General features: G+C 63.9%; 22 protein-coding genes. 14 read left to right on the top strand and 8 right to left on the bottom strand.

Annotation, left to right across the window (positions count from 1 at the left end):
- Window positions 1-27 precede the first annotated feature (27 nt).
- Window positions 28-1,392, bottom strand: a complete 1,365-nt coding sequence (locus tag B4I46_RS14185) for a glutamine synthetase family protein (protein WP_088514505.1) — start codon at window positions 1,390-1,392, stop codon at window positions 28-30.
- Window positions 1,393-1,835: 443 nt separating this feature from the next.
- Between B4I46_RS14185 and hrpA the strand changes: the two genes are divergently transcribed.
- From hrpA to B4I46_RS14215, 6 genes are all read left to right on the top strand, one after another.
- Window positions 1,836-5,747, top strand: a complete 3,912-nt coding sequence (gene hrpA, locus B4I46_RS14190) for an ATP-dependent RNA helicase HrpA (RefSeq protein WP_054914945.1) — start codon at window positions 1,836-1,838, stop codon at window positions 5,745-5,747.
- A 194-nt stretch (window positions 5,748-5,941) separates the two neighbouring features.
- Complete coding sequence (locus tag B4I46_RS14195) at window positions 5,942-7,063, top strand: beta-ketoacyl-ACP synthase III (protein ID WP_043864158.1); 1,122 nt, start codon at window positions 5,942-5,944, stop codon at window positions 7,061-7,063.
- A 12-nt stretch (window positions 7,064-7,075) separates the two neighbouring features.
- Window positions 7,076-7,684 carry an RNA polymerase sigma factor gene (locus B4I46_RS14200; protein ID WP_043864157.1) on the top strand — a complete coding sequence of 203 codons (609 nt, stop codon included), beginning with the start codon at window positions 7,076-7,078 and terminating at the stop codon, window positions 7,682-7,684.
- Entirely contained in the window at window positions 7,678-7,911 is a 234-nt protein-coding gene (locus B4I46_RS14205) for an anti-sigma factor family protein (protein WP_054914943.1), read from the top strand. Before B4I46_RS14200 ends, B4I46_RS14205 begins: the two co-directional genes overlap by 7 nt.
- Before the next feature lie 206 nt (window positions 7,912-8,117).
- Window positions 8,118-9,431: an OprO/OprP family phosphate-selective porin gene (locus B4I46_RS14210; RefSeq protein WP_043864155.1), complete on the top strand. Its 1,314-nt coding sequence runs from the start codon at window positions 8,118-8,120 to the stop codon at window positions 9,429-9,431.
- A gap of 94 nt (window positions 9,432-9,525) precedes the next feature.
- Window positions 9,526-10,650 (top strand): GNAT family N-acetyltransferase, encoded by a 1,125-nt coding sequence (locus B4I46_RS14215; RefSeq protein ID WP_286900683.1) that lies wholly within the window; start codon window positions 9,526-9,528, stop codon window positions 10,648-10,650.
- A 77-nt stretch (window positions 10,651-10,727) separates the two neighbouring features.
- Here B4I46_RS14215 and B4I46_RS14220 read toward each other — a convergent pair whose 3' ends face one another.
- The 4 genes from B4I46_RS14220 to B4I46_RS14235 form a co-directional block, all read right to left on the bottom strand.
- Window positions 10,728-12,557 (bottom strand): ABC transporter ATP-binding protein, encoded by a 1,830-nt coding sequence (locus tag B4I46_RS14220; protein WP_058541540.1) that lies wholly within the window; start codon window positions 12,555-12,557, stop codon window positions 10,728-10,730.
- A 68-nt stretch (window positions 12,558-12,625) separates the two neighbouring features.
- A complete protein-coding gene (locus B4I46_RS14225) occupies window positions 12,626-13,183 on the bottom strand; it encodes a peptidylprolyl isomerase (RefSeq protein WP_043864152.1) in 558 nt (185 codons plus the stop codon).
- Window positions 13,177-13,992, bottom strand: coding sequence for an alpha/beta fold hydrolase (locus B4I46_RS14230; protein WP_043864151.1), 816 nt, complete (start codon window positions 13,990-13,992; stop codon window positions 13,177-13,179). Before B4I46_RS14230 ends, B4I46_RS14225 begins: the two co-directional genes overlap by 7 nt.
- Window positions 13,993-14,004: 12 nt before the next feature.
- Window positions 14,005-14,928 carry a LysR family transcriptional regulator gene (locus B4I46_RS14235; RefSeq protein WP_123753012.1) on the bottom strand — a complete coding sequence of 308 codons (924 nt, stop codon included), beginning with the start codon at window positions 14,926-14,928 and terminating at the stop codon, window positions 14,005-14,007.
- 50 nt (window positions 14,929-14,978) lie between these two features.
- On the opposite strand from B4I46_RS14235, the gene B4I46_RS14240 reads away from it, so the two are divergent.
- The 5 genes from B4I46_RS14240 to B4I46_RS14260 all read left to right on the top strand — a co-directional run bounded on the left by B4I46_RS14240 (window position 14,979) and on the right by B4I46_RS14260 (window position 19,027).
- A complete protein-coding gene (locus tag B4I46_RS14240; protein ID WP_043864149.1) occupies window positions 14,979-15,293 on the top strand; it encodes a hypothetical protein in 315 nt (104 codons plus the stop codon).
- A gap of 107 nt (window positions 15,294-15,400) precedes the next feature.
- Window positions 15,401-16,000, top strand: a complete 600-nt coding sequence (locus tag B4I46_RS14245) for an FMN-dependent NADH-azoreductase (RefSeq protein WP_286900686.1) — start codon at window positions 15,401-15,403, stop codon at window positions 15,998-16,000.
- A gap of 249 nt (window positions 16,001-16,249) precedes the next feature.
- Window positions 16,250-17,071 carry a hypothetical protein gene (locus tag B4I46_RS14250; protein WP_286900687.1) on the top strand — a complete coding sequence of 274 codons (822 nt, stop codon included), beginning with the start codon at window positions 16,250-16,252 and terminating at the stop codon, window positions 17,069-17,071.
- A 45-nt stretch (window positions 17,072-17,116) separates the two neighbouring features.
- Window positions 17,117-18,055 carry a hypothetical protein gene (locus tag B4I46_RS14255; RefSeq protein ID WP_244988698.1) on the top strand — a complete coding sequence of 313 codons (939 nt, stop codon included), beginning with the start codon at window positions 17,117-17,119 and terminating at the stop codon, window positions 18,053-18,055.
- Between the two features lie 93 nt (window positions 18,056-18,148).
- Window positions 18,149-19,027, top strand: coding sequence for a carboxylate/amino acid/amine transporter (locus B4I46_RS14260; RefSeq protein WP_104572196.1), 879 nt, complete (start codon window positions 18,149-18,151; stop codon window positions 19,025-19,027).
- Here the strand turns inward: B4I46_RS14260 and B4I46_RS14265 are convergent.
- Window positions 18,968-20,269, bottom strand: a complete 1,302-nt coding sequence (locus tag B4I46_RS14265) for a mechanosensitive ion channel family protein (protein ID WP_043864145.1) — start codon at window positions 20,267-20,269, stop codon at window positions 18,968-18,970. The genes B4I46_RS14260 and B4I46_RS14265 overlap by 60 nt on opposite strands.
- A 142-nt stretch (window positions 20,270-20,411) precedes the next feature.
- On the opposite strand from B4I46_RS14265, the gene B4I46_RS14270 reads away from it, so the two are divergent.
- Window positions 20,412-21,740 carry a DEAD/DEAH box helicase gene (locus B4I46_RS14270; protein ID WP_043864144.1) on the top strand — a complete coding sequence of 443 codons (1,329 nt, stop codon included), beginning with the start codon at window positions 20,412-20,414 and terminating at the stop codon, window positions 21,738-21,740.
- Between the two features lie 74 nt (window positions 21,741-21,814).
- Here B4I46_RS14270 and B4I46_RS14275 read toward each other — a convergent pair whose 3' ends face one another.
- On the bottom strand, window positions 21,815-22,084 hold the full coding sequence (locus B4I46_RS14275) for a hypothetical protein (protein ID WP_043864143.1): 270 nt from the start codon (window positions 22,082-22,084) through the stop codon (window positions 21,815-21,817).
- A 128-nt stretch (window positions 22,085-22,212) separates the two neighbouring features.
- Between B4I46_RS14275 and B4I46_RS14280 the strand changes: the two genes are divergently transcribed.
- Window positions 22,213-22,608, top strand: coding sequence for a hypothetical protein (locus tag B4I46_RS14280; protein WP_043864142.1), 396 nt, complete (start codon window positions 22,213-22,215; stop codon window positions 22,606-22,608).
- A gap of 143 nt (window positions 22,609-22,751) precedes the next feature.
- Window positions 22,752-23,636, top strand: coding sequence for a DMT family transporter (locus B4I46_RS14285; protein WP_370409175.1), 885 nt, complete (start codon window positions 22,752-22,754; stop codon window positions 23,634-23,636).
- Here the strand turns inward: B4I46_RS14285 and B4I46_RS14290 are convergent.
- On the bottom strand, window positions 23,584-24,759 hold the full coding sequence (locus B4I46_RS14290; protein ID WP_286900690.1) for an MFS transporter: 1,176 nt from the start codon (window positions 24,757-24,759) through the stop codon (window positions 23,584-23,586). The two genes, B4I46_RS14285 and B4I46_RS14290, sit on opposite strands and share 53 nt — an antisense overlap.
- Between the last annotated feature and the right edge of the window lie 17 nt (window positions 24,760-24,776).

Below are 24,776 nucleotides of genomic sequence, written 5' to 3' on the forward strand. Positions count from 1 at the left end.
GGGTGTGTTCCTTGAAGAATAGGGGGCTCAGGCCTGGGTCAGGTACCAGCGCCAGTCCTGCTCGCCGACCTCGGCCATGAACTGGCGGTACTCGGCGCGCTTGACCGCCAGGTACACCCCGAGGAAGGCCTCGCCGAACGCTTCGCGCGCCCAGCTGGAGCGCTCCAGCGCGGTCAGCGAGGTCAGCCAGTCGGTGGGCAGCAGCGTCTTGGCCTGGGCGTAGCCGTTGCCCTGCACCGGGGCGCCGGGGTCCAGTTGCTGGCGGATGCCATGGTGGATGCTGGCCAGAATGGCCGCGGCTGCCAGGTACGGGTTGGCATCGGCGCCGCAGATGCGGTGTTCGATATGTCGGGTATTGGCCGGCCCGCCGGGCACGCGCAGGCTCACGGTACGGTTGTCCACACCCCAGGTCGGCGCCAGCGGTGCATAGCTGTTGGCCTGGAAGCGGCGATAGGAGTTGGCGTTGGGGCAGAACAGCAGCAGCGAGTCGAGCAGCATGGCCAACATGCCGCCCACCGACTGGCGCAGCAGGGGCGTGCCGGCCTTGTCTTCGCTGGCGTACAGGTTGTGGCCGGCGGCGTCGGCCAGGCTCACGTGCATGTGCATGCCGGTGCCGGCCAGGTGCTCGAACGGCTTGGCCATGAAGCAGGCCTGCATGCCGTGCTTGTGTGCCACGCCCTTGACCAGGCGCTTGTAGCGCACCGCCTGGTCCATGGCCAGCAAGGCGTCGCCGTGCTCCAGGGTGATCTCCACCTGGCCGGGGGCGTATTCGGAAATCGCGGTACGCGCAGGAATGCCCTGGGCCTTGCAGGCGCTGTACAGGTCGGCCAGAAACGGTTCGATCTGCTCCAGCTCGCGCAGGCCGTATACCTGGGTAGCGCGGGGGCGACCGCCGTCGGTATCCAGTGCCGGTTGCGGGTGGCCCAGGTGATCGCGCTTCTGGTCGAGCAGGTAGAACTCCAGCTCGCAGGCCATTACCGGCTCATAGCCATCGGCCTTGAGCGCGTCGATCACCTTGGCCAGCAGTTGGCGTGGATCGGCGACGGTGGCCGGCAGGCCTTCGCTGGGGTGCATGCTCACCTGCAATGCCGCCGTGGGGATCTGCCGCCACGGCATGCGCACCAGGCTGCCGGCCAGCGGGTATGCGCGGCAGTCGATATCGCCCACGTCCCACACCAGCCCCGAGTTCTCCACATCGTCGCCATTGAGGGTCAGGCCGAGGATGGTGCTGGGCAGCGGCCGCCCGCTTTCATACACGGCCAGCAACTCCTCGCGGTGCAGCAGCTTGCCGCGGGGCACGCCGTTGGCGTCGAGGATGAACAACTCGATCATCTCGATATCGGGGTTGGCGGCCAGGAAATCCTCGGCCTCGGAAACAGGGGCAAACTGCATGGTGCACTCGCTTACGCCGTGGCGGCGTACAGGATCGCGCGCCAGTGGGCACGTCGATCGGTCGACAGGGTGGCCGCAACCGGGCCAGCGGTATCAGTGGGGTGCGAGGGCGGTATCTGGTGGGCGGGCATGGCGGCAATGCCACAAGGCCCAGAACGCGAGGATGCTATTGAACAGCGGATTTTCACCGGGGCGCGCCCGCACCTTCGGGAACGAAGGGCGCATCAGGGGGCGGGGCGTACACGCTGGCAAAGTCATGCACGGATACTCCCACGCGTGGGAAGGTTCATTAAATCGGCCTTTGTATACCTTCAGTTAATCAATGGCTAAACAATGGCCCTGCATGGCGAACCGTGCCGTGGCAGGGCAAATCTGCGACAATCCCCGACCAAACTACGCCGATCATGTGAAAGCAGGCTCACCTGCATTATTAAAAAGACGTCATGACTGACCAGAACGCCGCCATCGAGCAACTGCTGAAAAACCTTGACCACGCCATGATCGCCGAGCGCCATCGCCTGCGTCGGCAACTGCATGACCTGCGCAAGCGCCCCGACGAGGCCAAGCTGGCCCAGTGGGCCGCCCGGGTACAGGCCTCCTGCGATCAGGTCGCCGCGCGCAAGGCCAGCGTGCCGCGCATCCACTACGACGACAGCCTGCCGATCGCGGCCAAGCGTGACGAAATCAAGAAGGTGCTGGCCGCCCACCAGGTGCTGATCATCGCGGGCGAAACCGGCTCGGGCAAGACCACCCAGTTGCCCAAGATCTGCCTGGAACTGGGCCGCGGCCAGCATGGCCAGATCGCCCACACCCAGCCGCGCCGGATTGCCGCGCGCAGCGTGGCCACCCGCGTGGCCGAAGAGCTGGGTACGCCGCTGGGCGCGCTGGTCGGCTACCAGGTGCGCTTCGAAGACCAGAGCGATGCCAACACCCTGGTCAAGCTGATGACCGACGGCATCCTGCTGGCCGAAACCCAGCACGACCGCTTTCTGGAACGCTACGACACGATCATCGTCGACGAAGCCCACGAACGCAGCCTGAACATCGACTTCCTGCTCGGCTACCTCAAGACCCTGCTGCCGCGGCGCCCCGACCTCAAGGTCATCATCACCTCCGCGACCATCGACCTGGAGCGCTTTTCCAGGCACTTCAACGATGCGCCGATCATCGAGGTGTCCGGGCGTACCTACCCGGTCGAGACCTGGTACCGGCCGCTGACCAGCGAGCAGGACGAGGAGGGCAACCGCGTCGAGGACGATCTGACCGTCGACCAGGCGATCCTGGCCACCCTCGACGAGATTGCCGCCCATGAGCGCAGCATCGGCAAGGGCCCGGGCGACGTGCTGGTGTTCCTGCCCGGCGAGCGCGAAATTCGCGATGCCGCCGAGATGCTGCGCAAGGCACAGCTACGCCACACCGAAATCCTGCCGCTGTATGCACGGCTGTCGCCGGCCGAGCAGCAGAAGATCTTCCAGTCCCATCCGGGGCGGCGCGTGGTGCTGGCCACCAACGTTGCGGAAACCTCGCTGACCGTACCGGGCATTCGCTACGTGATCGACAGCGGCACGGCGCGCATCAGCCGCTACAGCTACCGTGCCAAGGTGCAGCGCCTGCCCATCGAGGCGGTGTCCCAGGCCAGTGCCAACCAGCGCAAGGGCCGTTGCGGGCGGGTCGAACCGGGCATCTGCGTGCGCCTGTACAGCGAGGACGACTTCAATGGTCGGCCCGCCTTTACCGACCCCGAGATCCTGCGCACCAACCTGGCTGCGGTGATCCTGCAGATGCTGCACCTGCGCCTGGGCGAGATCGACGCCTTCCCGTTCATCGAGCCGCCGGATGGCAAGGCCATCAGCGACGGCTTCAACCTGCTGCAGGAACTCTCGGCAGTCAATCGCGAGAACCAGCTGACCCCGCTGGGCCGCCAGCTGGCGCGCCTGCCGGTGGACCCGCGTCTGGGCCGCATGCTGCTCGAAGGCGCCAAGCAGGGCAGCCTGCAGGAGTTGCTGATCGTGGCCAGTGCACTGTCGGTGCAGGACCCCCGCGAGCGTCCGCCCGAGCGCCAGCAGGCTGCCGACCAGGCCCATGCGCAGTGGAAGGACAGCGACTCGGACTTCGCCGCGCTGGTCAACCTGTGGCGCGGCTTCGAAGAACAGCGCCAGGCCCTGACGGCCAGCCCGCTGCGCAACTGGTGCCGCAAGAATTTCCTGAATTACCTGCGTCTGCGCGAATGGCGCGATGCACACCGGCAACTGAGCCTGATCTGCCGCGACCTGCAGTTGAGCATCAACAAGGAGCCGGCCGACTACCCGCGCCTGCACAAGGCGATTCTGTCCGGGCTGCTCAGCCAGATCGGCCAGAAGACCGAGGACGGCGACTACCTGGGCGCGCGCCAGCGGCGCTTCTGGGTACACCCGTCCTCGGGCCTGGGCAAGAAACGCCCGCAATGGCTGATGACCGCCGAACTGGTCGAGACCACCAAGCTGTATGCGCGCATGGTGGCCAAGATCGAGCCGGACTGGATCGAGCCGCTGGCCGGGCACCTGATCAAGAAGAACCACTTCGAACCGCACTGGGAGAAGAAGCGCGGCCAGGTGGTGGCCTTCGAGCAGGTCACGCTGTACGGCATGATCGTGGTCGGCCGGCGCCCGGTGCACTACGGGCCGATCGACCCGCAGGCCTCGCGCGAGCTGTTTATCCGTCAGGCCCTGGTGGGCGGTGAGATCCAGTCGCGGGCCAAGTGCCTGGCGGCCAACACGCGCCTGCTCGAGCAGCTCGACGAGCTGGAGGCCAAGGCCCGCCGGCGCGACATCCTGGCTGATGAAGAGACCCTGTACGCCTACTACGAGGCGCGCCTGCCGGCCGAGATCCACCAGACCGCGACCTTCGACAGCTGGTACCGCGTCACCAGCCAGAAAGACCCGCAGTTGCTGATCATGCGCGAAGAGGACGTGCTGGCCCGCGAGGCCAGTGAAGTCACCGCCACGCAGTACCCCGATACCCTGCGCATCGGCGACCTGAGCCTGGCGCTGAGCTATCACTTCGAACCCAACCACCCCCGCGACGGCGTTACCGTGAGGGTGCCGGCGCCGCTGCTGCCCAGCCTGCCGGGCGAGCGCCTGGAATGGCTGGTGCCGGGGTTGCTGGAAGCCAAGTGCATTGCGCTGGTACGCAACCTGCCCAAGGCCTTGCGCAAGAACTTCGTGCCGGTGCCCGACTTCGTCAAGGCCGCCTTGCAGCGCATGACCTTCGCCGACGGCTCGCTGCCCCAGGCGCTGGGCCGCGAACTGCTGCGCATGACCGGTGCGCGGGTCAGCGACGAGGCCTGGGCCGAGGCGGCTGCGCAGGTGGAAGGCCATTTGCGCATGAACATCGAAGTGGTCGATGCCCAGGGCAAGTTCCTGGGTGAAGGCCGCGACCTGACCGAGCTGACGGCGCGCTTCGTTGCTGCCAGCCAGGCCGCGCTGGCCGTGCCGCAATCGGCCAAGGCCCAGCAGCCGGTGCAAGCCAAGGTGTTTGCCGAGGTGGCCCAGACCGCCCAGCAGAAGATCGCCGGGCTGTCGATGACGGTGTACCCGGCGCTGGTGGAAGAGGGCGGTACGGTCAAGGAAGGGCGCTTCTCGACCCAGGCCGAAGCCGAGTTCCAGCACCGCCGAGCCTTGCAGCGGCTGCTGCTGCAGCAACTGGCCGAGCCGGCGAAGTTCCTGCGCGGCAAGCTGCCGGGGCTGACCGAACTGGGCCTGCTGTACCGCGAGCTGGGGCGTGTCGATGCGCTGGTCGAGGACATCCTGCTGGCCAGCCTGGACACCTGCATCCTCGACGGCGAGAGCAGCCTGCCGCGCGACGGTGCCGGGCTTGCTTCGCTGGCCGAACGCAAGCGCGGCCACTGGGCCGATCACGCCGAGCGCCTGGCCCGCCTGACCCTCGAGATACTCAAGCTCTGGCACGGTCTGCAGAAGCGCTTCAAGGGCAAGATCGACCTGGCCCAGGCCGTGGCGCTCAACGACATCAAGCAGCAACTGGCCAACCTGGTGTACCCGGGTTTTGTGCGGGAAACCCCGGGCATCTGGCTCAAGGAACTGCCGCGCTACCTCAAGGCGGTGGAGCTGCGTCTGGAAAAACTCGGTTCGCAGGTGCAGAAGGACCGCGTGTGGAGCGGCGAGCTGAGCGGTCTGTGGGCACAGTACAAGGCGCGTGCCGACAAGCATGCCCAGGAGGGCAAGCGCGACGAGCAACTGGTGCTGTACCGCTGGTGGATCGAGGAATACCGCGTGTCGCTGTTTGCCCAGCAGTTGGGTACCAAGGTACCGATTTCCGACAAGCGCCTGGCCAAGCAATGGAGTCTGGTGGAAGCCTAATCCCCGGAACTTGTGGCACACTTGGCGAACTTCGCTACCGTGTCAGGTACCTGCCACGGTAGCTACAGAATGCAGCACAGCGTACTGCCCCGCTTGCCGGGTGCATTGCCTGTATTAATTGGTACTTTCGTGCCATTTGACCGACAGAACAGGCCGTTGCCCGGCAGGCAGCGGCCCCGAACAGAGGAACGACCGTGCATAACGTCGTCATCAGCGGCACCGGCCTGTACACCCCGGCCAACAGCATTTCCAACGAAGAGCTGGTCGAGTCTTTCAACACCTATGTGCAGCAGTTCAATGCCGACAATGCCGCTGCCATCGAACGGGGCGAAGTGCAGGCACTGGCCGAGTCGAGCGCTGCGTTCATCGAGAAGGCCTCGGGCATCAAGAGCCGCTTCGTGATGGACAAGGCCGGCATCCTCGATCCGCAGCGCATGAAGCCGCGCCTGCCGGAGCGCAGCAACGACGAGCCGTCGATCCTCTGCCAGATGGGCGTGGCCGCCGCCGAGCAGGCCCTGGCGCGTGCCGGGCGCACCGCAGCCGATGTCGACGCGGTCATCGTCGCCTGCTCCAACCTGCAGCGCCCTTACCCGGCCATCGCCATCGAAGTGCAGCAGGCTTTGGGCATCGCCGGTTTCGGTTTCGACATGAACGTGGCGTGTTCGTCGGCGACCTTCGGCATTCAGGTCGCCTGCAACAGCGTGCAACTGGGGCAGGCCCGTTCGGTGCTGGTGATCAGCCCCGAGATCTGCACCGGCCACCTGAACTTCCGTGACCGTGACAGCCACTTCATCTTCGGCGACGCCGCCACGGCGGTGCTGGTCGAACGTGCCGACCTCGCTACCTCGGCGCACCAGTTCGATATCGTCAGCACCAAGCTGCTGACCCAGTTCTCCAACAACATCCGCAACAACTTCGGCTTCCTCAACCGCGCGGCGGAAGAGGGTATCGGTGCGCCGGACAAGCTGTTCGTGCAGGAAGGCCGCAAGGTGTTCCGCGAGGTGTGCCCGATGGTGGCCGAGCTGATCGGCCAGCACCTGAGCGAAAACAACCTCAACGTCAGTGACGTCAAGCGCTTCTGGCTGCACCAGGCCAACCTGAGCATGAACCACCTGATCGTCAAGAAGCTGCTGGGCCGCGACGCGCTGGTCGAGGAGGCCCCGGTGATTCTCGATACCTACGCCAACACCAGTTCGGCCGGCTCGGTGATCGCGCTGCACAAGCACCAGGACGACCTGCCCAAGGGTGCCCTCGGGGTGCTCAGTTCGTTCGGTGCCGGCTACTCGATCGGCAGCGTGATCCTGCGCAAACGTTGATCGCCCACGCCAGTGACGGCTGACGAACAGCGCTTGCTCGACCGCCTGCTGGCGGGAGAGCAGCGCGCGTTCGCCGAACTGGTTCAGACCTGCCAGGGCGCCATGCGCGCGGTGGCCTATGCCATCGTCGGCGAACGTGGCGCCGACGAGGTGGTGCAGGATGCCTGGCTGGCGGCGGTACGCGGTCTGGCGGGCTTCCAGCGCCGCTCCAGCCTCAAGACCTGGCTGCTGACCATCACCGCCAATACGGCCAAGACCCGTTACCGGCAAAACCGCCGCGAGGTGCTGCTCGACGACCTGCCGGCCCCCCATGGCAGCATCGACGACGCGCGTTTCGCCAGCGACGGTCACTGGCTGCTGGCGCCTTCGGCTTGGCACGAAGACAGCCCCGAGGCCCTGCTCAGCCAGGAGCAGTTGCGCGAATGCCTGGAGCACACCCTGCTCAGCCTGTCGCAGCTGCAGAGCAGTGTGCTGTTGTTGCGTGAGCGCCAGGGCCTCGAACTGGTGGAAATCTGTAATCTGCTCGACCTGTCGCTCTCCAATGTACGTGTGCTGCTGCACCGTGCACGCCTCAAGGTCTTCGCGACCCTGGAACATTTCGAGGACACCGGCCAATGCTGACCTGCAAGCAACTGGTCGCCTGCTCCAGTGATTACCTGGACGGGCAACTGACCCTGGGCGAGCGCCTGATGACGCGCCAGCACCTGCTGTTCTGTCGCAATTGTCGTCGCTTCATCAAGCAGTTGCGCCTGGCCCAGGCAACCCTCAAGGCGCTGCCGCCGGCGCCTGTGGAGGGGGCCGAGGCCCTTGCGGCGCGGCTGGCCGCCGAGCGCCGGGCAACGCGCTGAAACCCCGCAACCAGCCCTGCAACGGGGCGAATTTTCTTATTCACATTCGAAGTAAAAAGTTCCCCTGTCACTAAATATTTATCTAACAGCCACTGATCTGAAATAACCCCCCGCCAAGATTCGTCCCCAGCACAAGTGGCCTGAGCCGCGTGTTTTTTCAACGTAATCAAGACCATAAACGTTATGAACGTAGGGGAGTTCCTTCGATGATCCGTAAGCACTTCGCAGGTTTCGCAGCCAGCGCCTTGGCAATGGCCGTTACCGCCCAGGCTTTCGCGGGCACCGTGACTACTGACGGCGCCGATATCGTAGTCAAGACCAAGGGTGGCCTGGAGGTCGCTACCGCTGACAAGGAATTCAGCTTCAAGCTGGGTGGCCGGGTCCAGGCCGACTACAGCCGCTTCGACGGTTTCTACACCAAGAACGGCGATACCGCCGATGCGGGCTACTTCCGCCGTGCCTACCTGGAACTGGGCGGTGTGATGTACACCGACTGGGCCTACCAGATCGCCTACGACTTCTCGCATAACTCCGGTGGCGACAACCGTTCCGAAGACGGTTACTTCGACGAAGCGTCGCTGGCCTACAACGGCTTCAAGCCGGTATCGATCAAGGTCGGTCGCTTCGACCCCGAGTTCGGCCTGGAAAAAGCCACCAGCTCCAAGTGGGTGACTGCCCAGGAGCGAACCGCTGCCTACGACCTGGTGGACTGGACCAACTCGCACAACGGCGGCTTCGGTATCCAGGCATCGGGTAACGCCGGTGACTCGCTGTACGGTTCGGCCGGCCTGTTCGCCAAGGACGCCACCAACCAGGACAAGGACGGCGACAGCTCCAAGCAGTTCAACCTGCGCGGTGTGTTCGCACCGATGCACGAGGCCGGCAACGTACTGCACGTTGGCCTGAACTACGCCCAGCGCGACCTTTCCGACACCGCGTTCGACGGCCGTATCCGCAGCCGCCTGGGCATGCGTGGGGTGAGCACCGACGGTGGCCAGGACGCCGGCAACAACGGCAACCGCCTGGTGCTGGGCGGCAACGCCACCACCCCGGCCGGTGCCTACGACACCGACAAGGCCTGGGGCCTGGAAGCCGCCTACGCGCTGGGCCCGTTCTCGGTGCAGGGCGAGTACATCAAGCGTGATGTTCAGGCAGACGACTCGGCCTTCTCCGACATCAAGGCCAAGGGTTACTACGGCCAGGTGGCCTACACCATCACCGGTGAAGCGCGTGGCTACAAACTCGGCAAGTTCGACAGCATCAAGCCTTCCAACAAGCAGATTGGTGCGTGGGAAGTGTTCTACCGCTACGACCACCTGAGCGTCGACGACAACAACGGCGCATTTGCCGACATCGGTGACGTGGAAGCCAAGGTGCACAACCTGGGTGTGAACTGGTACGCCAACGAGTCGATCAAGCTCAGCGGCGTGTACGTCAAGGCCAAGACCGACAACGCGCAGAACGCTGCCGGCGACGACAGCGGCGACGGTTTCGTGATGCGCGCGCAGTACGTGTTCTAAGCGTTACCCCTGCAACACACTCCTTCATCCGTTAGATCTTCGCCCCGCACCTGCGGGGCTTTTTTTTGCTCGCACGAGGGGGCAGACTGCGCGCATGCCCATCTCAATTCTGCCGCACCTTGCCGATATCGACGCCGCCACCTGGGATGCCCTGGTGCCGGATGCCCAGCCGTTCCTGCGCCATGCCTTCCTGCGCAGCCTGGAAGACAGCGCCAGCGTCACCCCACGCACCGGCTGGGCACCGGCCCACCAGGTCCTGACGGACACTCAGGGCCAGGTGCGGGCGGCCATGCCGGCCTACGTGAAGACCCATTCGTTCGGCGAGTACGTGTTCGATCACGGCTGGGCCGACGCCTGCGACCGCGCCGGTATCGACTATTACCCCAAGCTGCTGTGCGCGGTGCCGTTTTCACCGGTCAGCGGCGCGCGCCTGCTGGGTGACGCGCAGGCGGCGGGTGAGCTGATCGACGGCGTCAGCGATGCTTTGCTCGAACAGGGGCTGTCGGGCCTGCACGTGAACTTCACCGACCCGGCCAGCGACGAAGTATTGCGTGGGCGTGCGGGCTGGATGGAGCGCCTGGGGTGCCAGTTTCACTGGCGCAACCAGGGTTATCGGGACTTCCAGGATTTTCTCGACAGCCTCAGTTCGCGCAAGCGCAAGCAGATGCGCAAGGAACGCGAGCAGGTGGCGGGGCAGGGTATCGAGTTTCAGTGGTACCACGGCCATGAGCTGAGTGAGGCGCAGTGGGATTTCGTGTACGCATGCTATGCCAACACCTACGCCGTGCGCCGCCGTGCCCCGTACCTTGCCCGGGCGTTTTTCAGCCTGCTGGCCGAACGCATGCCCGCGTCGATCCGCGTGGTGATGGCGCATCAGGGCGGGCGGGCGGTGGCGATGGCGTTCAGCCTGGTGGGTGGTGACAGCCTGTATGGGCGCTACTGGGGCTGCCTAGCGGAGTTCGACCGGTTGCATTTCGAGACGTGCTTCTATCAGGGTATGGACGTTGCCATTGCCGAAGGGTTGCAGCGTTTCGATGCCGGGGCGCAGGGCGAGCACAAGCTGATTCGCGGGTTCGAACCGGTGATCACGCGGTCCTGGCATTACCTGCTGCATCCGGGGTTGAAGGCGGCCGTGCAGGACTTTCTGGCGCAGGAGCGGGTGGGGGTGCTGGGGTATGCCGAGGAGGCGCGTACGGCGCTGCCCTTCAGGCAAGCCTGAGGGCCGAGCCCGCACCCGCAGGCGCAGTGAAATCCCTGTGGGAGCGGGCTTGACCCGCGATACCGTCGCCGCGGTGTTCAATCGACCCCGACAAACCCTCCCGTCTGGTGATGCCACAACCGTGCGTACAGCCCCTGGTGCGCCAGCAGTTCGGCATGGGTGCCCATCTCGGCAATCCGCCCCTGCTCCAGCACCACCAGCCGGTCCATCCGCGCGATGGTCGACAGGCGGTGCGCAATGGCGATCACCGTCTTGCCCTGCATCAGGGTCTCCAGGCTCTCCTGGATGGCTGCCTCCACTTCCGAATCCAGCGCCGAAGTGGCTTCGTCCATGATCAGGATCGGTGCATTCTTGAGCAGGACCCGCGCAATCGCGATGCGCTGGCGCTGGCCGCCGGACAGTTTCACGCCACGCTCGCCCACATGCGCATCGAAACCGGTGCGCCCCTGGGCATCGGACAGCTGAGGGATGAACTCATCGGCCCGCGCCCGGCGCACCGCCTCCCACAACTCCTCTTCTGTCGCATCCGGCCGGCCATACAGCAGGTTGTCGCGAATCGAGCGGTGCAGCAGCGAGGTGTCCTGGGTGATCATGCCGATCTGTGCGCGCAGGCTGGCCTGGCTCACCTGGGCAATGTCCTGGCCGTCGATCAGGATACGGCCACTTTCCAGGTCGTACAGGCGCAGCAGCAGGTTGACCAGGGTGGACTTGCCGGCGCCCGAGGGGCCGATCAGGCCGATCTTCTCGCCGGGGCGAATGTCCAGGGTCAGGTTGCTGATGATCCGGCTGCCCTGACCGTAATGAAAGTCGACATTGTCGAAGCGCACCGCGCCGCGATCGACCTTGAGCGCCGGAGCATCTGGCGGATCGGTGACGGTGACCGGCTGGGCGATGGTCTTGAGGCCATCCTGCACCATGCCGATGTTCTCGAAGATGCCGTTGACCACCCACATGATCCAGCCCGACATGTTGACGATGCGGATCACCAGGCCGGTGGCCAGGGCGATGGCGCCCACGGTGATCAGCGACTGGCTCCACAGCCACAGCGCCAGGCCGGTGGTGGTGACGATCAGCAGCCCGTTGAGGCTGGTGATGACCACATCCATGCTGGTGATCACCCGCGAGGCCAGCTGGGTCTTTTCGGTCTGCTCGCGAATCGCTTCGCGGGCGTACTGGCGCTCGAAGTCGGTGTGGGCGAACAGCTTGAGGGTGGCGATGTTGGTGTAGCCATCGACAATGCGGCCCATCAGCTTGGAGCGCGCATCCGATGACACCACCGAGCGTTCCTTGACCCTGGGCACGAAATAGCACAGTGCGCCGATGTAGGCGAAGATCCAGACGGTCAGGGGCAGCATCAGGCGCCAGTCGGCCTCGGCGAACAGTACCAGCGAGCTGATCGCGTAGATCAGCACGTGCCACAGGGCGTCCACCGCCTGCACGGCCGAATCGCGCAGCGAGTTGCCGGTCTGCATGATGCGCTGGGCGATGCGCCCGGCAAAATCGCTCTGGAAGAAATTGAGGCTCTGCTTGAGCACATGGGTGTGGTTCTGCCAGCGGATCATGCTGGTCATGCCCGGGCTGATGGTCTGGTGCACCAGCAGGTCGTGCAGGCCGAAGAACAGCGGGCGCAGCAGCAGCGTGACCACCACCATCCAGATCAGCTCGCTGGCGTGATCGCTGAAGAAATCGGGGTTTGGCGCGCCCTGGGCCAGGTCGATGATACGGCTCAGGTAACTGAACAGCGCCACTTCGATGAGCGAAGCCACCAGCCCCACCACCAGCAGTGCGGCAAAGCTGGGCCACACCTGGCGCAGGTAGTAGAAATAGAACGGCAGGACCTTGCCCGGCGGCGATGCGGTCGGTGCTTCTCGAAAGATATCGATCAGCTTTTCGAAATAGCGATACAACCTCAAAACTCTAACTCCTGTCTGACTCGACCGGGCCGGTCGTGGTTCACGTCCCTGTGAACACGGGCTCAGTCAATGCGTTTGGCGGACTTGATCAGCACGGGATCGACCGGTACATCGGCCATGCCGTTCTTGCGCGTGGTCGGCGAGTTGACGATCTGGTCGACAACGTCCATACCCTTGACCACCTTGGCGAACACGGCGTAGCCGGCATCGCGGCCCGGATCGAGGAAGGCGTTGTCGGCCACGTTGATGAAGAACTGGCTGGTGGCCGAGTTCGGGTTGGATGTGCGGGCCATCGACAGGGTGCCGCGGGTGTTGTGCAGGCCGTTGCTGGCCTCGTTGCGGATCGGGTCCTTGGTCGACTTCTGTTGCATCTGCGCGGTGAAGCCGCCGCCCTGGACCATGAAGCCCGGGATCACGCGGTGGAAGATGGTGTTGGTGTAGAAGCCGCTGTCGACATACTCGAGGAAGTTCTTGGTCGAGATGGGCGCCTTGACCGGGTCCAGTTCCACTTCGATCTGGCCGAAGCTGGTGTCGAGCAGTACGTGCGGGGCTTTTTCGGCAGCCATCAGGCTGGTGGCGAAGACGACCGAGCAGGCGCCAAGCAGAAGTTTTTTCAGCATGAACTCAATGATCCTTGAGAAGTGGTTGAAGCCGTTGCCAGAAACTGCAGCAGGGTCTGGTTGAACAGCCGGGGTTGATCCAGCGGTGTAGCGTGCCGTGAATCTTCGATGACCGCCAGTCGTGCTTGAGGAATAAGCGCGACGTAGCGCTGCTTGAGCTGTATCGGGGTGTAATCGTGGTCGGCGCTGATGACCAGCGTAGGACAGCGGATCTGGCCCAGGCGTTCCTGTACCCCCCAGCCGACGATGGCATCGAAGCTGGCCAGGTACGCACGCTTGTCGTTGCGCGCCCAGCGCTCGGCCATCTTGCGTCGCAACTCGGCCTGCTCCGGCTTGGGAAACAGGCGTGCGGCCAGGCCTTTGCCGATGGTCTCCAGGCTTAGCAGGCGGGCCAGGCTCCAGCGCTTGAACCATTGCCAGTAATCGTCGCGGCTGCGCAGCTTGACCTCGGGTGCGCTGTTGACGATGCACAGGCTGCGCAACCGGTGGGGATGGTCGACGGCAAACTGGAAGCCGATCATGCCGCCCATCGACAGGCCAGCCAGGTGCACCGGGCCGGTGTTCAGGTGCTCCAGCAGGGCCAGCAGGTCGGCGCTGAAGCCGGCGATGCTGTAGCGCTCGCGAGGCTTGTCGGAGCGCCCGTGGCCGCGCACATCGAGCAGGATCACGCGGTACTGACGGGCCAGCTCCGGTACCTGGTATTCCCAGTCCTGGCAGCTCGAGCCCAGGCCGTGCAGCAGTACCAGGGGCTCGCCCTGGCCATATTCCTCGTAATGCAGGGTGCAACCTTCATGTTCGAAATAGGCCATGGGCGTTACCTGTCAGGCTTGGGCGGGGGCGGCGAAGGGCGCGTCCAGCGGCGCAGTGTCGAAGTTGCGCAGCAACTCGATGAGGATCTGCGTGGCCGGGCCCAGGGGTTTGTCCTTGTTCGAGTAAAGGTAGAACAGCGGGTGACGGCTGCCACCCTGGTCCAGCGGCAGTGGCTTGAGCACGCCTTCGCGCAGTTCGCGCTCGATCAGGTGGCGTGGCAGCCAGGCAAAGCCCAGGCCGCTGCTGACGAAGGTGGCGGCGGTGGCCAGGCTGCCGACCGTCCAGCGCTGTTCGGCGCCCAGCCAGCCCACATCCCGCGGTTGTGCCCGGCCAGAGTCGCGGATCACCACCTGCAACTGGCTCTCCAGGTCCTGGAAACTGAGCTCGCGGCCCAGGCGGTGCAGGCTGTGCTCGGGGTGTGCAACGGCCACGAACTCCACCGCGCTCAATTCGGTGCCCAGGTAGCCGGGGATGCTGAAGCCGCTGATGGCAAGGTCCGCCACCCCTTCATGCAGCACTTCCTCGACCCCTGACAGCACCTCCTCGCGCAGGCGCACCCGGCAGCCGCGACTTTGCGGCATGAACGCACTCAGGGCACGTACCAGTCGGGCATTGGGGTAGGCGGCATCGACCACCAGGCGCACCTCGGCTTCCCAACCCTGCTCCATGTGATGGGCGAGGTCTTCGAGTTGGCTGGCCTGCTTGACCAACTGGCGCGAGCGGCGCAGCAGCACGCTGCCGGCATCGGTGAGCACCGCCTTGCGCCCGTCGATGCGCAGCAACGGCACGCCGAGCTGGTCCTGCATGCGGGCCACGGTATAGCTCACCGACGATTGGGAGCGGTGCAGGGCTTCGGCGGCCTGGGCAAAGCCGCCGTGGTCGACCACCGCCTGCAGAGTCCGCCACTGATCCAGGGTAACGCGCGGCGCTTTCATCTTCGGCTCCTGTTGTCCTAAGCTGGCGCACTTTCATGGAGAGCGCCGTTATGAAGAAAATCTGTGTTGCACTGCTGGCCCTGCTGCCGCTGACGGCCCTGGCCTACCCCATCGACGTGACCAAGAACACCGACGGGGTGAAGCTTGACTACACCACCTACGACACCGACCGTGACATCGGCTCGATCAGCCTGAACAACTACGGCGATGTGGCAGCGACGTGCAAGGTCACCTTCCGCAACGGCCCGGAGGCCCCCAGGGTACGGCGCATACAGGTACCGGCGAAAAAGAGCGTCGACGTGACGGCCAAATTCAACCGCGAAATCCTCAAGCTGCGCATTGCGCTGGACTGCAAACCGCAATAAAACAGGTTAACTGATAGATTTAACCCAGTTTTTACGCTTTTTTATCGATAGGTCAATCTCTAATCTTGCCTCCATCGACTTAGCGAACTTGCCGATGGAGGCAACCCATGTCCCGCGTACTGATCATCGAAAGCAGCGCCCGCCTGCAGGACTCCGTGTCTCGTCAGCTGACCCGTGATTTCATCAGCCAGTGGCAGGCGGCCAAGCCGGCCGACCAGATCAGCGTGCGCGACCTGGCATTGAACCCGGTACCCCACCTGGACAGCCATCTGCTGGGTGGCTGGATGAAGCCCGAAGCCCAGCGCAGCGCCGAAGAAGTGCAGGCACTGGCACGTTCCAACGAACTGACCGACGAAGTGCTGGCCGCCGATGTACTGGTGCTGGCGGCGCCGATGTACAACTTCACCATCCCCAGTACGCTGAAGGCCTGGCTCGACCATGTGCTGCGTGCCGGCGTCACCTTCAAATACACCCCCACCGGCCCGCAGGGCTTGCTGACCGGCAAGCGCGCCTATGTGCTGACGGCCCGCGGCGGTATCCACGCCGGGGCCGGTAGCGACCATCAGGAGCCCTACCTGCGCCAGGTGATGGCCTTCATCGGCATTCACGAGGTGACGTTCATTCACGCCGAGGGCCTGAACATGGGCGGCGACTTCCACGAAAAAGGCCTGAACCAGGCCAAGGCGCTGCTGGCTGCGGTAGCTTGAGCCGTACCGATTTTCCCCCCGCCTGACACCTTTGCTCCTTTGGGTGTACCTGCCCGGTCAGACACTGGTTTGACCGGGCTTTTTTGTGGGTGGTTATAAAACTTGTCATTGCCAGGTTGATTGTTTATAGAGAACTGACAGTTTTGTCAGGTGCGCGCTTGAATGCCTATCTGTTTATATACAGGTGACGGACAGACTTTCCGCAGTGAAAGTTTGTAACTTGCCTCGCGGATATAAGGATGCGTACCTATGCCTGCTAAAATTGAGTCCAAGCTATATGCTTGGGATGCCCCGACGATCGACTGTTCGATTGAACATCCCGAATACCCCCAAGACCCGTCGAGAAGGTATTTCCTGATAAGGGGGATCTACAACTGCGGCAGCAATACGGATTTTTTGTCAGTCAGGACGCTCATATCAGCCGGTATGTACGCCGGTGACAGGGTCAGGGTAAGAATTGTCGAACCTTCCGGTATCATCTTCGATTTGCCCGTGCAAGTCATCAAAAACCCGCCGCAAGCGCTGTACTCTTCTTGTCCAAAAGCGCTGATGTACAGCAGTTCCGGTCAAACGGCACAGGTAAATTTCGCGCTGAGCAGGAATGGCGGAGCATGGGTGGTTTCGCAGAGTCGTTACTATACGGTGCAAGTCCAAAGTTTCGATCCATTGGACCGGCCAAAACTTGACCGCGGTTCTCGCGTGGCCACGGTTACATATCCCAAATGGCACCGTTCACACAAGGTTCGTCTAAGAGGTTTCACCATGACAGGGCATGAGGACCTGGGGTGGAAATCCATGGAGGGTGGTAAAGCCCAGTTTGAAATTCCACTGAGCTGGTTTCAGCAGAACAGAGGCCAGCCAGTGTGGCTCAATTATGCGCTTGAAGCGGTTACGGGCTCGGACTGGCAATTTTCCAGGCTGCTTTATATCCCGAGCCTGGAGGTGCCCCCGGCATCTGAGGAGGCGCCTGAGGTCCCTGCGAAAGTGCCGGTGAAAAAACCTGCGAAGGCGTCAGAAGCACCTGCGAAAGTGCCTGGCAAACCTGCGAAACGCCCGCCAAGCAAGGCGTGACCCGCAAGCAAGGGTTCAAAGCCGGCGCGAGCGCAGGGAGGCACCATGTTGAACACGTTCACACTGTTGCTGTTGATCAGCCTGATGACAGCCTGCGCCAGCCGGGCGCCGGTGCAGCCTGCCAGTGACGAGTTTGCGCAGGCAAGCTCGGTGCCGCCAACGGTCCAGGCCGCTGCATTGCAGTCCCGTGCAGGTACGGCGGCTGTTTCCGGAGCCACGGTTGCACGCCACCTGCAGGAACGTTACCGCGACACCCGGCAGAACTGTGACGCCTCCAGCGCGCCGGCCTTTCTGTGCAGCGGCATCCTCATGCGCGCTACGCAGAACAGCCCGGCGTTTCATTCGTGGAACCCGAACCCTACCGCCTCGGGCGTGTCGTTCTCCTACCTGCGTGCCGACTCTGCGTTCAGTCGGTTGGCCTATGGGTACACTAACGGCTTCATCTTCGTGCCTATCTTGTACGCCAACAATCAATACAAGCCGCGTGTGTTGTGCTCGTTTCCTGTGGACGCCGATTCCAACAGGCGAGAATCGCAGGGGTGCGGGCAGAATGTCGGTTATCCCACGGTGAGTCGCGAGTGCAGGGCGCAGGGCATCGGTACAGCCGAACAATGGCTGGCGCATTACAACGCCAACCGGATCAATGCACGCCAGTGCGGCTTCAATGTTCGCGATGAACTCAACAAAGAAGGCGCCATCGCGTTCTATCAGAGCCTGCGTGCCAGAAACCTGCCCGGCGCCAACCTTGGTGGCATCCAGAACGAAGTGCGCATGGCCCTGTGGCCGCAGAACATCGGTCGGCAATTGCCGATGGAAGCCTTCTTCTATATTGGCGGGAGCGCGAGCGGAAGGGCGGGGGCGCAGGCGGATCAGCGGGACTTCTTCAGCCAGACGGGCATCCTGGTGCCGATCATCGCGGTGACCTTGCCCTCTGGCGCCACCCCCGCACGCTTCCAGTTCATCACGGCCGATCAGACCCGTTGAGCCTGCTGGCACCTTGAGTGCAGGCCTTTCAAAAGCGGTTGCCGGCCCGTTGGTCAACCGCTAAGGTCGCCGCCTGCATATCAGGGGGCATACATGGGCTACTTATTGATCGTCGCGCTGATCCAGGCGTTTTCCTTCAGCCTGATCGGCGAATACCTGGCCGGGCATGTCGACAGCTACTTCGCGGTGCTGGCGCGGGTACTGCTGGCCGGCCTGGTGTTTTTGCCGTTGACCCGCTGGCGCAAGGTCGAGCCGCGCTTCATGCGGGCCATGCTGCTGATCGGCGCGTTGCAGTTCGGCATCACCTATGTGTGCCTGTATTTGAGCTTTCGTGTGCTGAGCGTGCCCGAAGTGCTGCTGTTCACCATTCTTACACCCTTGCACGTGACCCTGATCGAGGATGCCCTGAACCGGCGCTTCAACCCGTGGGCACTGGTGGCCGCACTGGTGGCGGTGGGGGGCGCAGCGGTGATTCGCTTCGACCGCATCAGCCCGGACTTCTTCATGGGCTTTGTGCTGCTGCAACTGGCCAACTTCACCTATGCCGCCGGTCAGGTGCTGTACAAGCACCTGGTTGCCCGTTACCCCAGTGACCTGCCGCACTACCGACGCTTCGGCTACTTCTACCTGGGCGCCCTGCTGGTGGTGCTGCCGGCCTTCCTGCTGTTCGGCAACGCGCAGCATCTGCCCAGCACCGACGTGCAGTGGCTGGTGCTGCTGTTTCTGGGATTGTGCCCGACGGCGCTGGGGCTGTACTGGTGGAACAAGGGCGCCTGCCTGGTTTCAGGCGGCACCCTGGCGGTGATGAACAACCTGCATGTGCCGGTCGGGCTGATGCTCAACCTGCTGATCTGGAACCAGCACGAGCCGCTGGGCCGGCTGTTCATCGGTGGTGCGGTGATACTGGCCTCGCTATGGCTCAGCCGACTCGGTGCTCAACGCCCGCTGCTCGCGAACGGCACCGGCCGGTAGCAGCCCGGCGCGCAGGTCGCTGCCGCTGGGTTGCTGGTACAGGCCCAGACCGAACTCGGGCATCACGGCCAGCAGGTAGTCGAAGATATCGCCCTGGATACGTTCATAATCGGCCCAGGCGGTGGTGCGGGTGAAGCAGTAGATTTCCAGGGGCACGCCCTGGGCGGTGGTCTGCATCTGACGCACCATGCAGGTCATGTTCGGCTGGATGTCCGGGTGGCTTTTCAGGTACGCCAGGGCATAGGCGCGGAAGGTGCCGATGTTGGTCATGCGCCGGCGGTTGGCCGACAGCGCTGCCACAGGGCCCTGGGCTTCGTTCCAGGCCTGCAGTTCGCTGCGCTTGCGGGTCATGTAGTCGGTGAGCAGGCGCACCTTGCCCAGGCGTTGCTCTTCTTCATCGGTCAGAAAGCGCACGCCGCCAGCATCGATGAACAGGCTGCGCTTGATGCGCCGACCGCCGGCCTGCTGCATGCCACGCCAGTTCTTGAACGATTCGGACATCAAGCGCCAGGTGGGGATCGAGACAATGGTCTTGTCGAAGTTCTGCACCTTGACCGTGTGCAGGGTGATGTCCACCACGTCGCCGTCGGCGCCCACCTGGGGCATCTCGATCCAGTCGCCGACGCGCAGCATGTCGTTGCTGGTCAGTTGCACGCTGGCCACGAACGACAGCAGGGTGTCCTTGTACACCAGCAGGATCACCGCCGACATCGCACCCAGGCCCGACAGCAGCAACAACGGCGAGCGGTCGATCAGGGTGGCGACGATGATGATCGCGCCGAACACGAACAGCACCATCTTGGCCAGTTGCACATAGCCCTTGATCGAACGGGTACGCGCATGTTCGGTGCGGGCATAGATATCGAGCAGGGCATCGAGCAGTGCACTGATGGCCAGCACCAGGAACAGGATGGTGAACGCCAGCGCCACGTTGCCCAGAAAATGCTGGCTGGTGGCACTGAGCTCCGGCACCAGCTTGAGGCCGAACTGCACCACCAGCGAGGGCACCATCTGCGCCAGGCGCTGGAATACCTTGTTGTGCAGAAGGTCGTTGAGCCAGTGCAGGGCCGGCTGGCGGCTCAGCAGCCGGACGGCGTGCAGGATCATGAAGCGTGCCACACGCCCCAGTACCAGGGCGGCCAGCAGCAGTACCGCCAGGCCCAGGCCGGCGTGCAGCAGCGGGTGCTGATCGAGGGTGCCCCACAGATCCAGGGCGTTTTGCCAGAACAATTGAATATCCATGCCTTAGTAAAGGTGTCCGCAAAAAGAGTGGAAGTGCAATTAGAACGCGGAAAGTCGTGACAATGCCAAAAGAAATTCGGCGTGAGCGCCGGAAAACGTTACCCTATATGGCTGAATTTCTGCACTTGCCCGAGGTACACCCGTGTTTTCCCAATTCGCCCTGCACGAACGCCTGCTCAAAGCCGTGGCCGCACTGAACTTTGTCGAGCCCACGCCTGTGCAGGCGGCGGCCATCCCCCTGGCGCTGCAAGGGCGTGACCTGCGGGTGACGGCGAAAACCGGTAGCGGCAAGACCGCCGCCTTCATGCTGCCCGTGCTCAACCGCCTGGTGGACCTGAAGCAGAGCCGTGTCGAGATCCGTGCCCTGGTGCTGCTGCCGACCCGCGAGCTGGCCCAGCAGACCCTCAAGGAAATCGAGCGTTTCGCCCAGTTCACCTACATCAAGGCCGGCATGATCACCGGTGGTGAAGACTTCAAGGAACAGGCCGCCATGCTGCGCAAGGTGCCGGACATCCTGGTCGGCACCCCGGGGCGCATGCTCGAGCACCTCAATGCCGGCAACCTGCACCTTGAACATGTGCAGGCGGTGGTGCTGGACGAAGCCGACCGCATGCTCGACATGGGCTTTTCCGAAGACGTCGAGCGTCTGTGCAACGAGTGCGCGAACCGCGAGCAGACCCTGCTGTTCTCGGCTACCACTGGCGGTGCCGGCCTGCGCGACATGATCGGCAAGGTACTCAAAGACCCCGAGCACCTGATGCTCAACACCGTCAGCCAGCTCAACGACGGCACCCGCCAGCAGATCATCACCGCCGACCACAACCAGCACAAAGAACAGATCGTGCAGTGGCTGCTGGCCAACGAGACCTACCAGAAGGCAATCATCTTCACCAATACCCGGGTGATGGCCGACCGTATCTACGGGCACCTGGTGGCCAAGGACATCAAGGCATTCGTGCTGCACGGCGACAAGGACCAGAAGGACCGCAAGCTGGCCATCGAGCGCCTCAAGCAGGGCGGCGCCAAGGTGCTGGTGGCGACCGACGTCGCGGCCCGTGGCCTGGACGTGGACGGCCTGGACCTGGTGATCAACTTCGACATGCCGCGCAGCGGCGACGAATATGTACACCGTATCGGTCGTACCGGGCGCGCCGGCAACGAAGGCCTGGCAGTGTCGCTGATCTGCCATGGTGACTGGAACCTGATGTCGAGCATCGAGCGCTACCTCAAGCAGAGCTTCGAGCGCCGCACCATCAAGGAAGTCAAAGGCACCTATACCGGGCCGAAGAAGGTCAAGGCGTCGGGCAAGGCCGCCGGGGTCAAGAAGAAAAAGACCGACAAGAAGACCGACAAGAAGGTGGTGGCCAAACGCAAGCCGACCGCCAAGCCCAAGCCCAATGCTCCCTCCCTGGTGAGCCAGGACGGCATGGCACCGCTGAAGAAGCGCAAGCCGGCACCGGCTGCCGAGTAAGGTTGCAGGGCCTATTCGCCGGCAAGGCCGGCTCCTACAGGAGCTGTCTTGCCAGCGAACGCGTCATCCTCGATTCAGACTTTCTTCTCTGCCGCCTTCAGTTCCTGCATGCGCTTGTCGATCAGCTGGCATTTGTCCGGCAGGTCCTTGCTCTCGGTTCCCAGCTTCATCCCCTGCAATTCTTCATTGATCTCCTTGGCCTTCTGCGGGTTCTGCTCCGTCAGTTTGCTGACCTCCTTGGCCAGCTCCTCGCGCTTCTGCGTGGCCTCTTCCAGCGTGCAGGCCCAGGTGGGCACGGCAAATAGAAGGGCAGCGGCAGCGGTGATGCTCATCAGCGTTTTCATGGTCGGACCTCGTGTTCCATTACGGGCGAAGGTGTTCGGTGGAGGGCTGTGCCGGCCGGAAAGTTCAGTCGAACCGCTGCCGCGCGCGCCTGTCACACCCTTACATCCCCTTGCTGGAGGTTGGACCGATGAGCACTACCTATGACTGGGACCTGATGGAGCGCCTGCTGCACGAAGTGCAGAACGGCGCCGGCCACAGCTTTACCCCGCGCCCGTATGCCGAGCAGCATGCTGCCGGCCTGGCTGCCAAAGGCGATGCAGTGCCGGAGCTTGATCATCTGAAGACCAAGGCCTGCGAATACGAGAAGCTGCTGTTCGAGCGCGGCTTTATCGAGACGCGCCCTGAAGAGGAAGGGGGCAATGGCGAGAACTTCGTCCTTACCCAACGAGGCTCGCGCCTGCTCAGCCTTATCGACAGCGCAATCCCGGGCAATGATCATCCGCGCCAGGTGTTGAACGAGCAGGCTGATGCACTGGATGAGGCGACCTTCGACGAAGTGGCGTCAAAGGCACAAATCGCCTGATCGGGCTGGTAATCGCTGGCAGCAGGCCCTGATAATCGGCGCTGGATCCACTATTGCCGAGAGCCTGCCATGCCGTGCCGCGATAATGGGGGTCGCCCTTGAGCGCCCTTCGTAAGAATACCGACACCTTCGCTCTGCAAGTCATGCTGGGCCTGTGCCTGATCTGGGGCATCCAGCAGGTCATGATCAAGTGGGCCGCGCCGGACATCGCACCGGTGATGCAGGCCGCCGCGCGCTCGGGCATCTCGGCACTGATGGTCGCGTTGCTGATGTGCTGGCGGGGTGGCTGGGAACAGCTGGGCACCACCTGGAAGGGCGGTCTGCTGGCCGGTTCGCTGTTCGGCCTGGAGTTTCTGCTGATAGCCGAAGGGCTGCAACTGACGTCCGCGGCGCACATGTCGGTGTTCCTCTACACCGCGCCGGTGTTCACTGCGCTGGGGCTGCACTTCATGCTGCCCAGCGAGCGCCTTCGCCCGCTGCAGTGGCTCGGCATCCTGCTGGCGTTCGCCGGTATTGCCGTGGCCTTTGCCGGCGGACTGTCGCTGGACAACCTCGATGGGCGCATGCTGCTGGGCGATGCGATGGGCGTGATGGCCGGCATGGCCTGGGGCGCGACCACCGTCGTGGTGCGGGCTTCGCGCCTGTCGGAGGCACCGGCTACCCTGACCCTGTTCTACCAACTGATGGTCGGCTTCGTCGGCCTGCTGCTGATCGCGGTGCTGACCGGGCAGGTCGGCCATGTGACGCTGACCGCCACATCGATCAGCAGTGTGCTGTTCCAGGCGGTGGTGGTGTCGTTCTTCAGCTACCTGACCTGGTTCTGGCTGCTGCGTCGGTACCTGGCGTCCAACCTGGCGGTGTTCTCGTTCATCACCCCGTTGTTCGGGGTGACGTTCGGCGTGTTGCTGCTGGGCGAGCCGTTGAGCCTGAACTTCATCCTGGGCGCCGTCTGCGTGTTGCTGGGCATTACCCTGGTCAGTGCCGAGCAGTGGGTACGCAGGCGTCTGCGGCGCCTGCTCGGCCAGTAGCCGGGCGCAACAGCAGGGCCCCGGCGATGATCAGGCCGCTGGCGGCCACTACCAGCGCCGGTTGCAGGCTGGCGCTGAACTGATTGCTCAACGCCGCCAGCAGCGGGCCGCTGAGCTGGCCGAGGGCGAAGCAGGTGGTCAGCAGGCCGGCATTGCGGTGGGTGGCGTGGGGGGCCAGTTCGCGCGAGCGCTGCATCACCAACTGCATGCAGGCCAGAAACGGCGTGCCGCACAGCAGTACACCCAGCGCCAGGCCGGCGCCGCTGCCCAGCAGGCAGGCCAGTACCCCGGCGGCCTGCAGCCACAACGTTGCCATCAGCCAGCGCGCCGTGCTGCCGTGGTGCGGGCGGCGCAGGCTGACCAGCACCACACCCATGGCGGCAGCCAGGCCGAAGGCCGGCCAGAACAGGTCGGCCAGCCACTGGCCGTGAAAACGTGCGCTGGCCATCTGTGACATGAAAGTGGCCGGAATGATGTATCCCACCCCGTACAGTGCATAGATCAGCCCCAGCCGCCCGATGCCGGGTGTCGCACCCTGCGCGGTGGCCTTGTGCGCGGGCACTGGTTGCGGGTGTGGTAGCGCGGGCTGGATCACCAGCAGCATCAGCAGCGCCACGGTGGCGTAGATCAGCCACAGCGGTGCCGAACCCAGGCCCTGCAGATTGGCGCCCAGTGCCAGCATCCCCGTGAGCAGGATACCCATGCCAGGGCCGGCGAACACCAGTGCGCCAAGGCGCGGTTGCCGGCTTTGAGCGGCCAGGTGCTGAGTCATGCCGGTGAGCGTCACCACCACCCACGCACTGGCGATGCCGGTGCCCAGGCGCAGCGCCATATGCGGCCAGAACCCGTGGGCCCAGAACGAGGCCAGGGTCACCAGCACACACAGCCACAACCCGGCCAGCAGGCGCCTGCGCACCTGGGCGGGGCGGTGCGCGAACATCGCGTCGAGGGCGCCGAGCAGGTAGCCCAGGTAATTGGCGGCAGCTACCAGCCCGGCGGCGGTCAGGCTGATCTGGCCTTCGCTGATCAGGTGCGGCAGTTGCGGGGTGAGGGCGAATCGGCCGATGCCCATGGCCATCATCAGGGCAACGAAGCTGGCCAGCAGGCGCATTGTCGAGGACATGGTGGGGTTCCTGTGCG

The organism is Pseudomonas sp. UBA7500, assembly GCF_002478435.1.
In the GTDB taxonomy this organism is placed as follows: Bacteria; Pseudomonadota; Gammaproteobacteria; order Pseudomonadales; family Pseudomonadaceae; genus Aquipseudomonas; species Aquipseudomonas palmensis.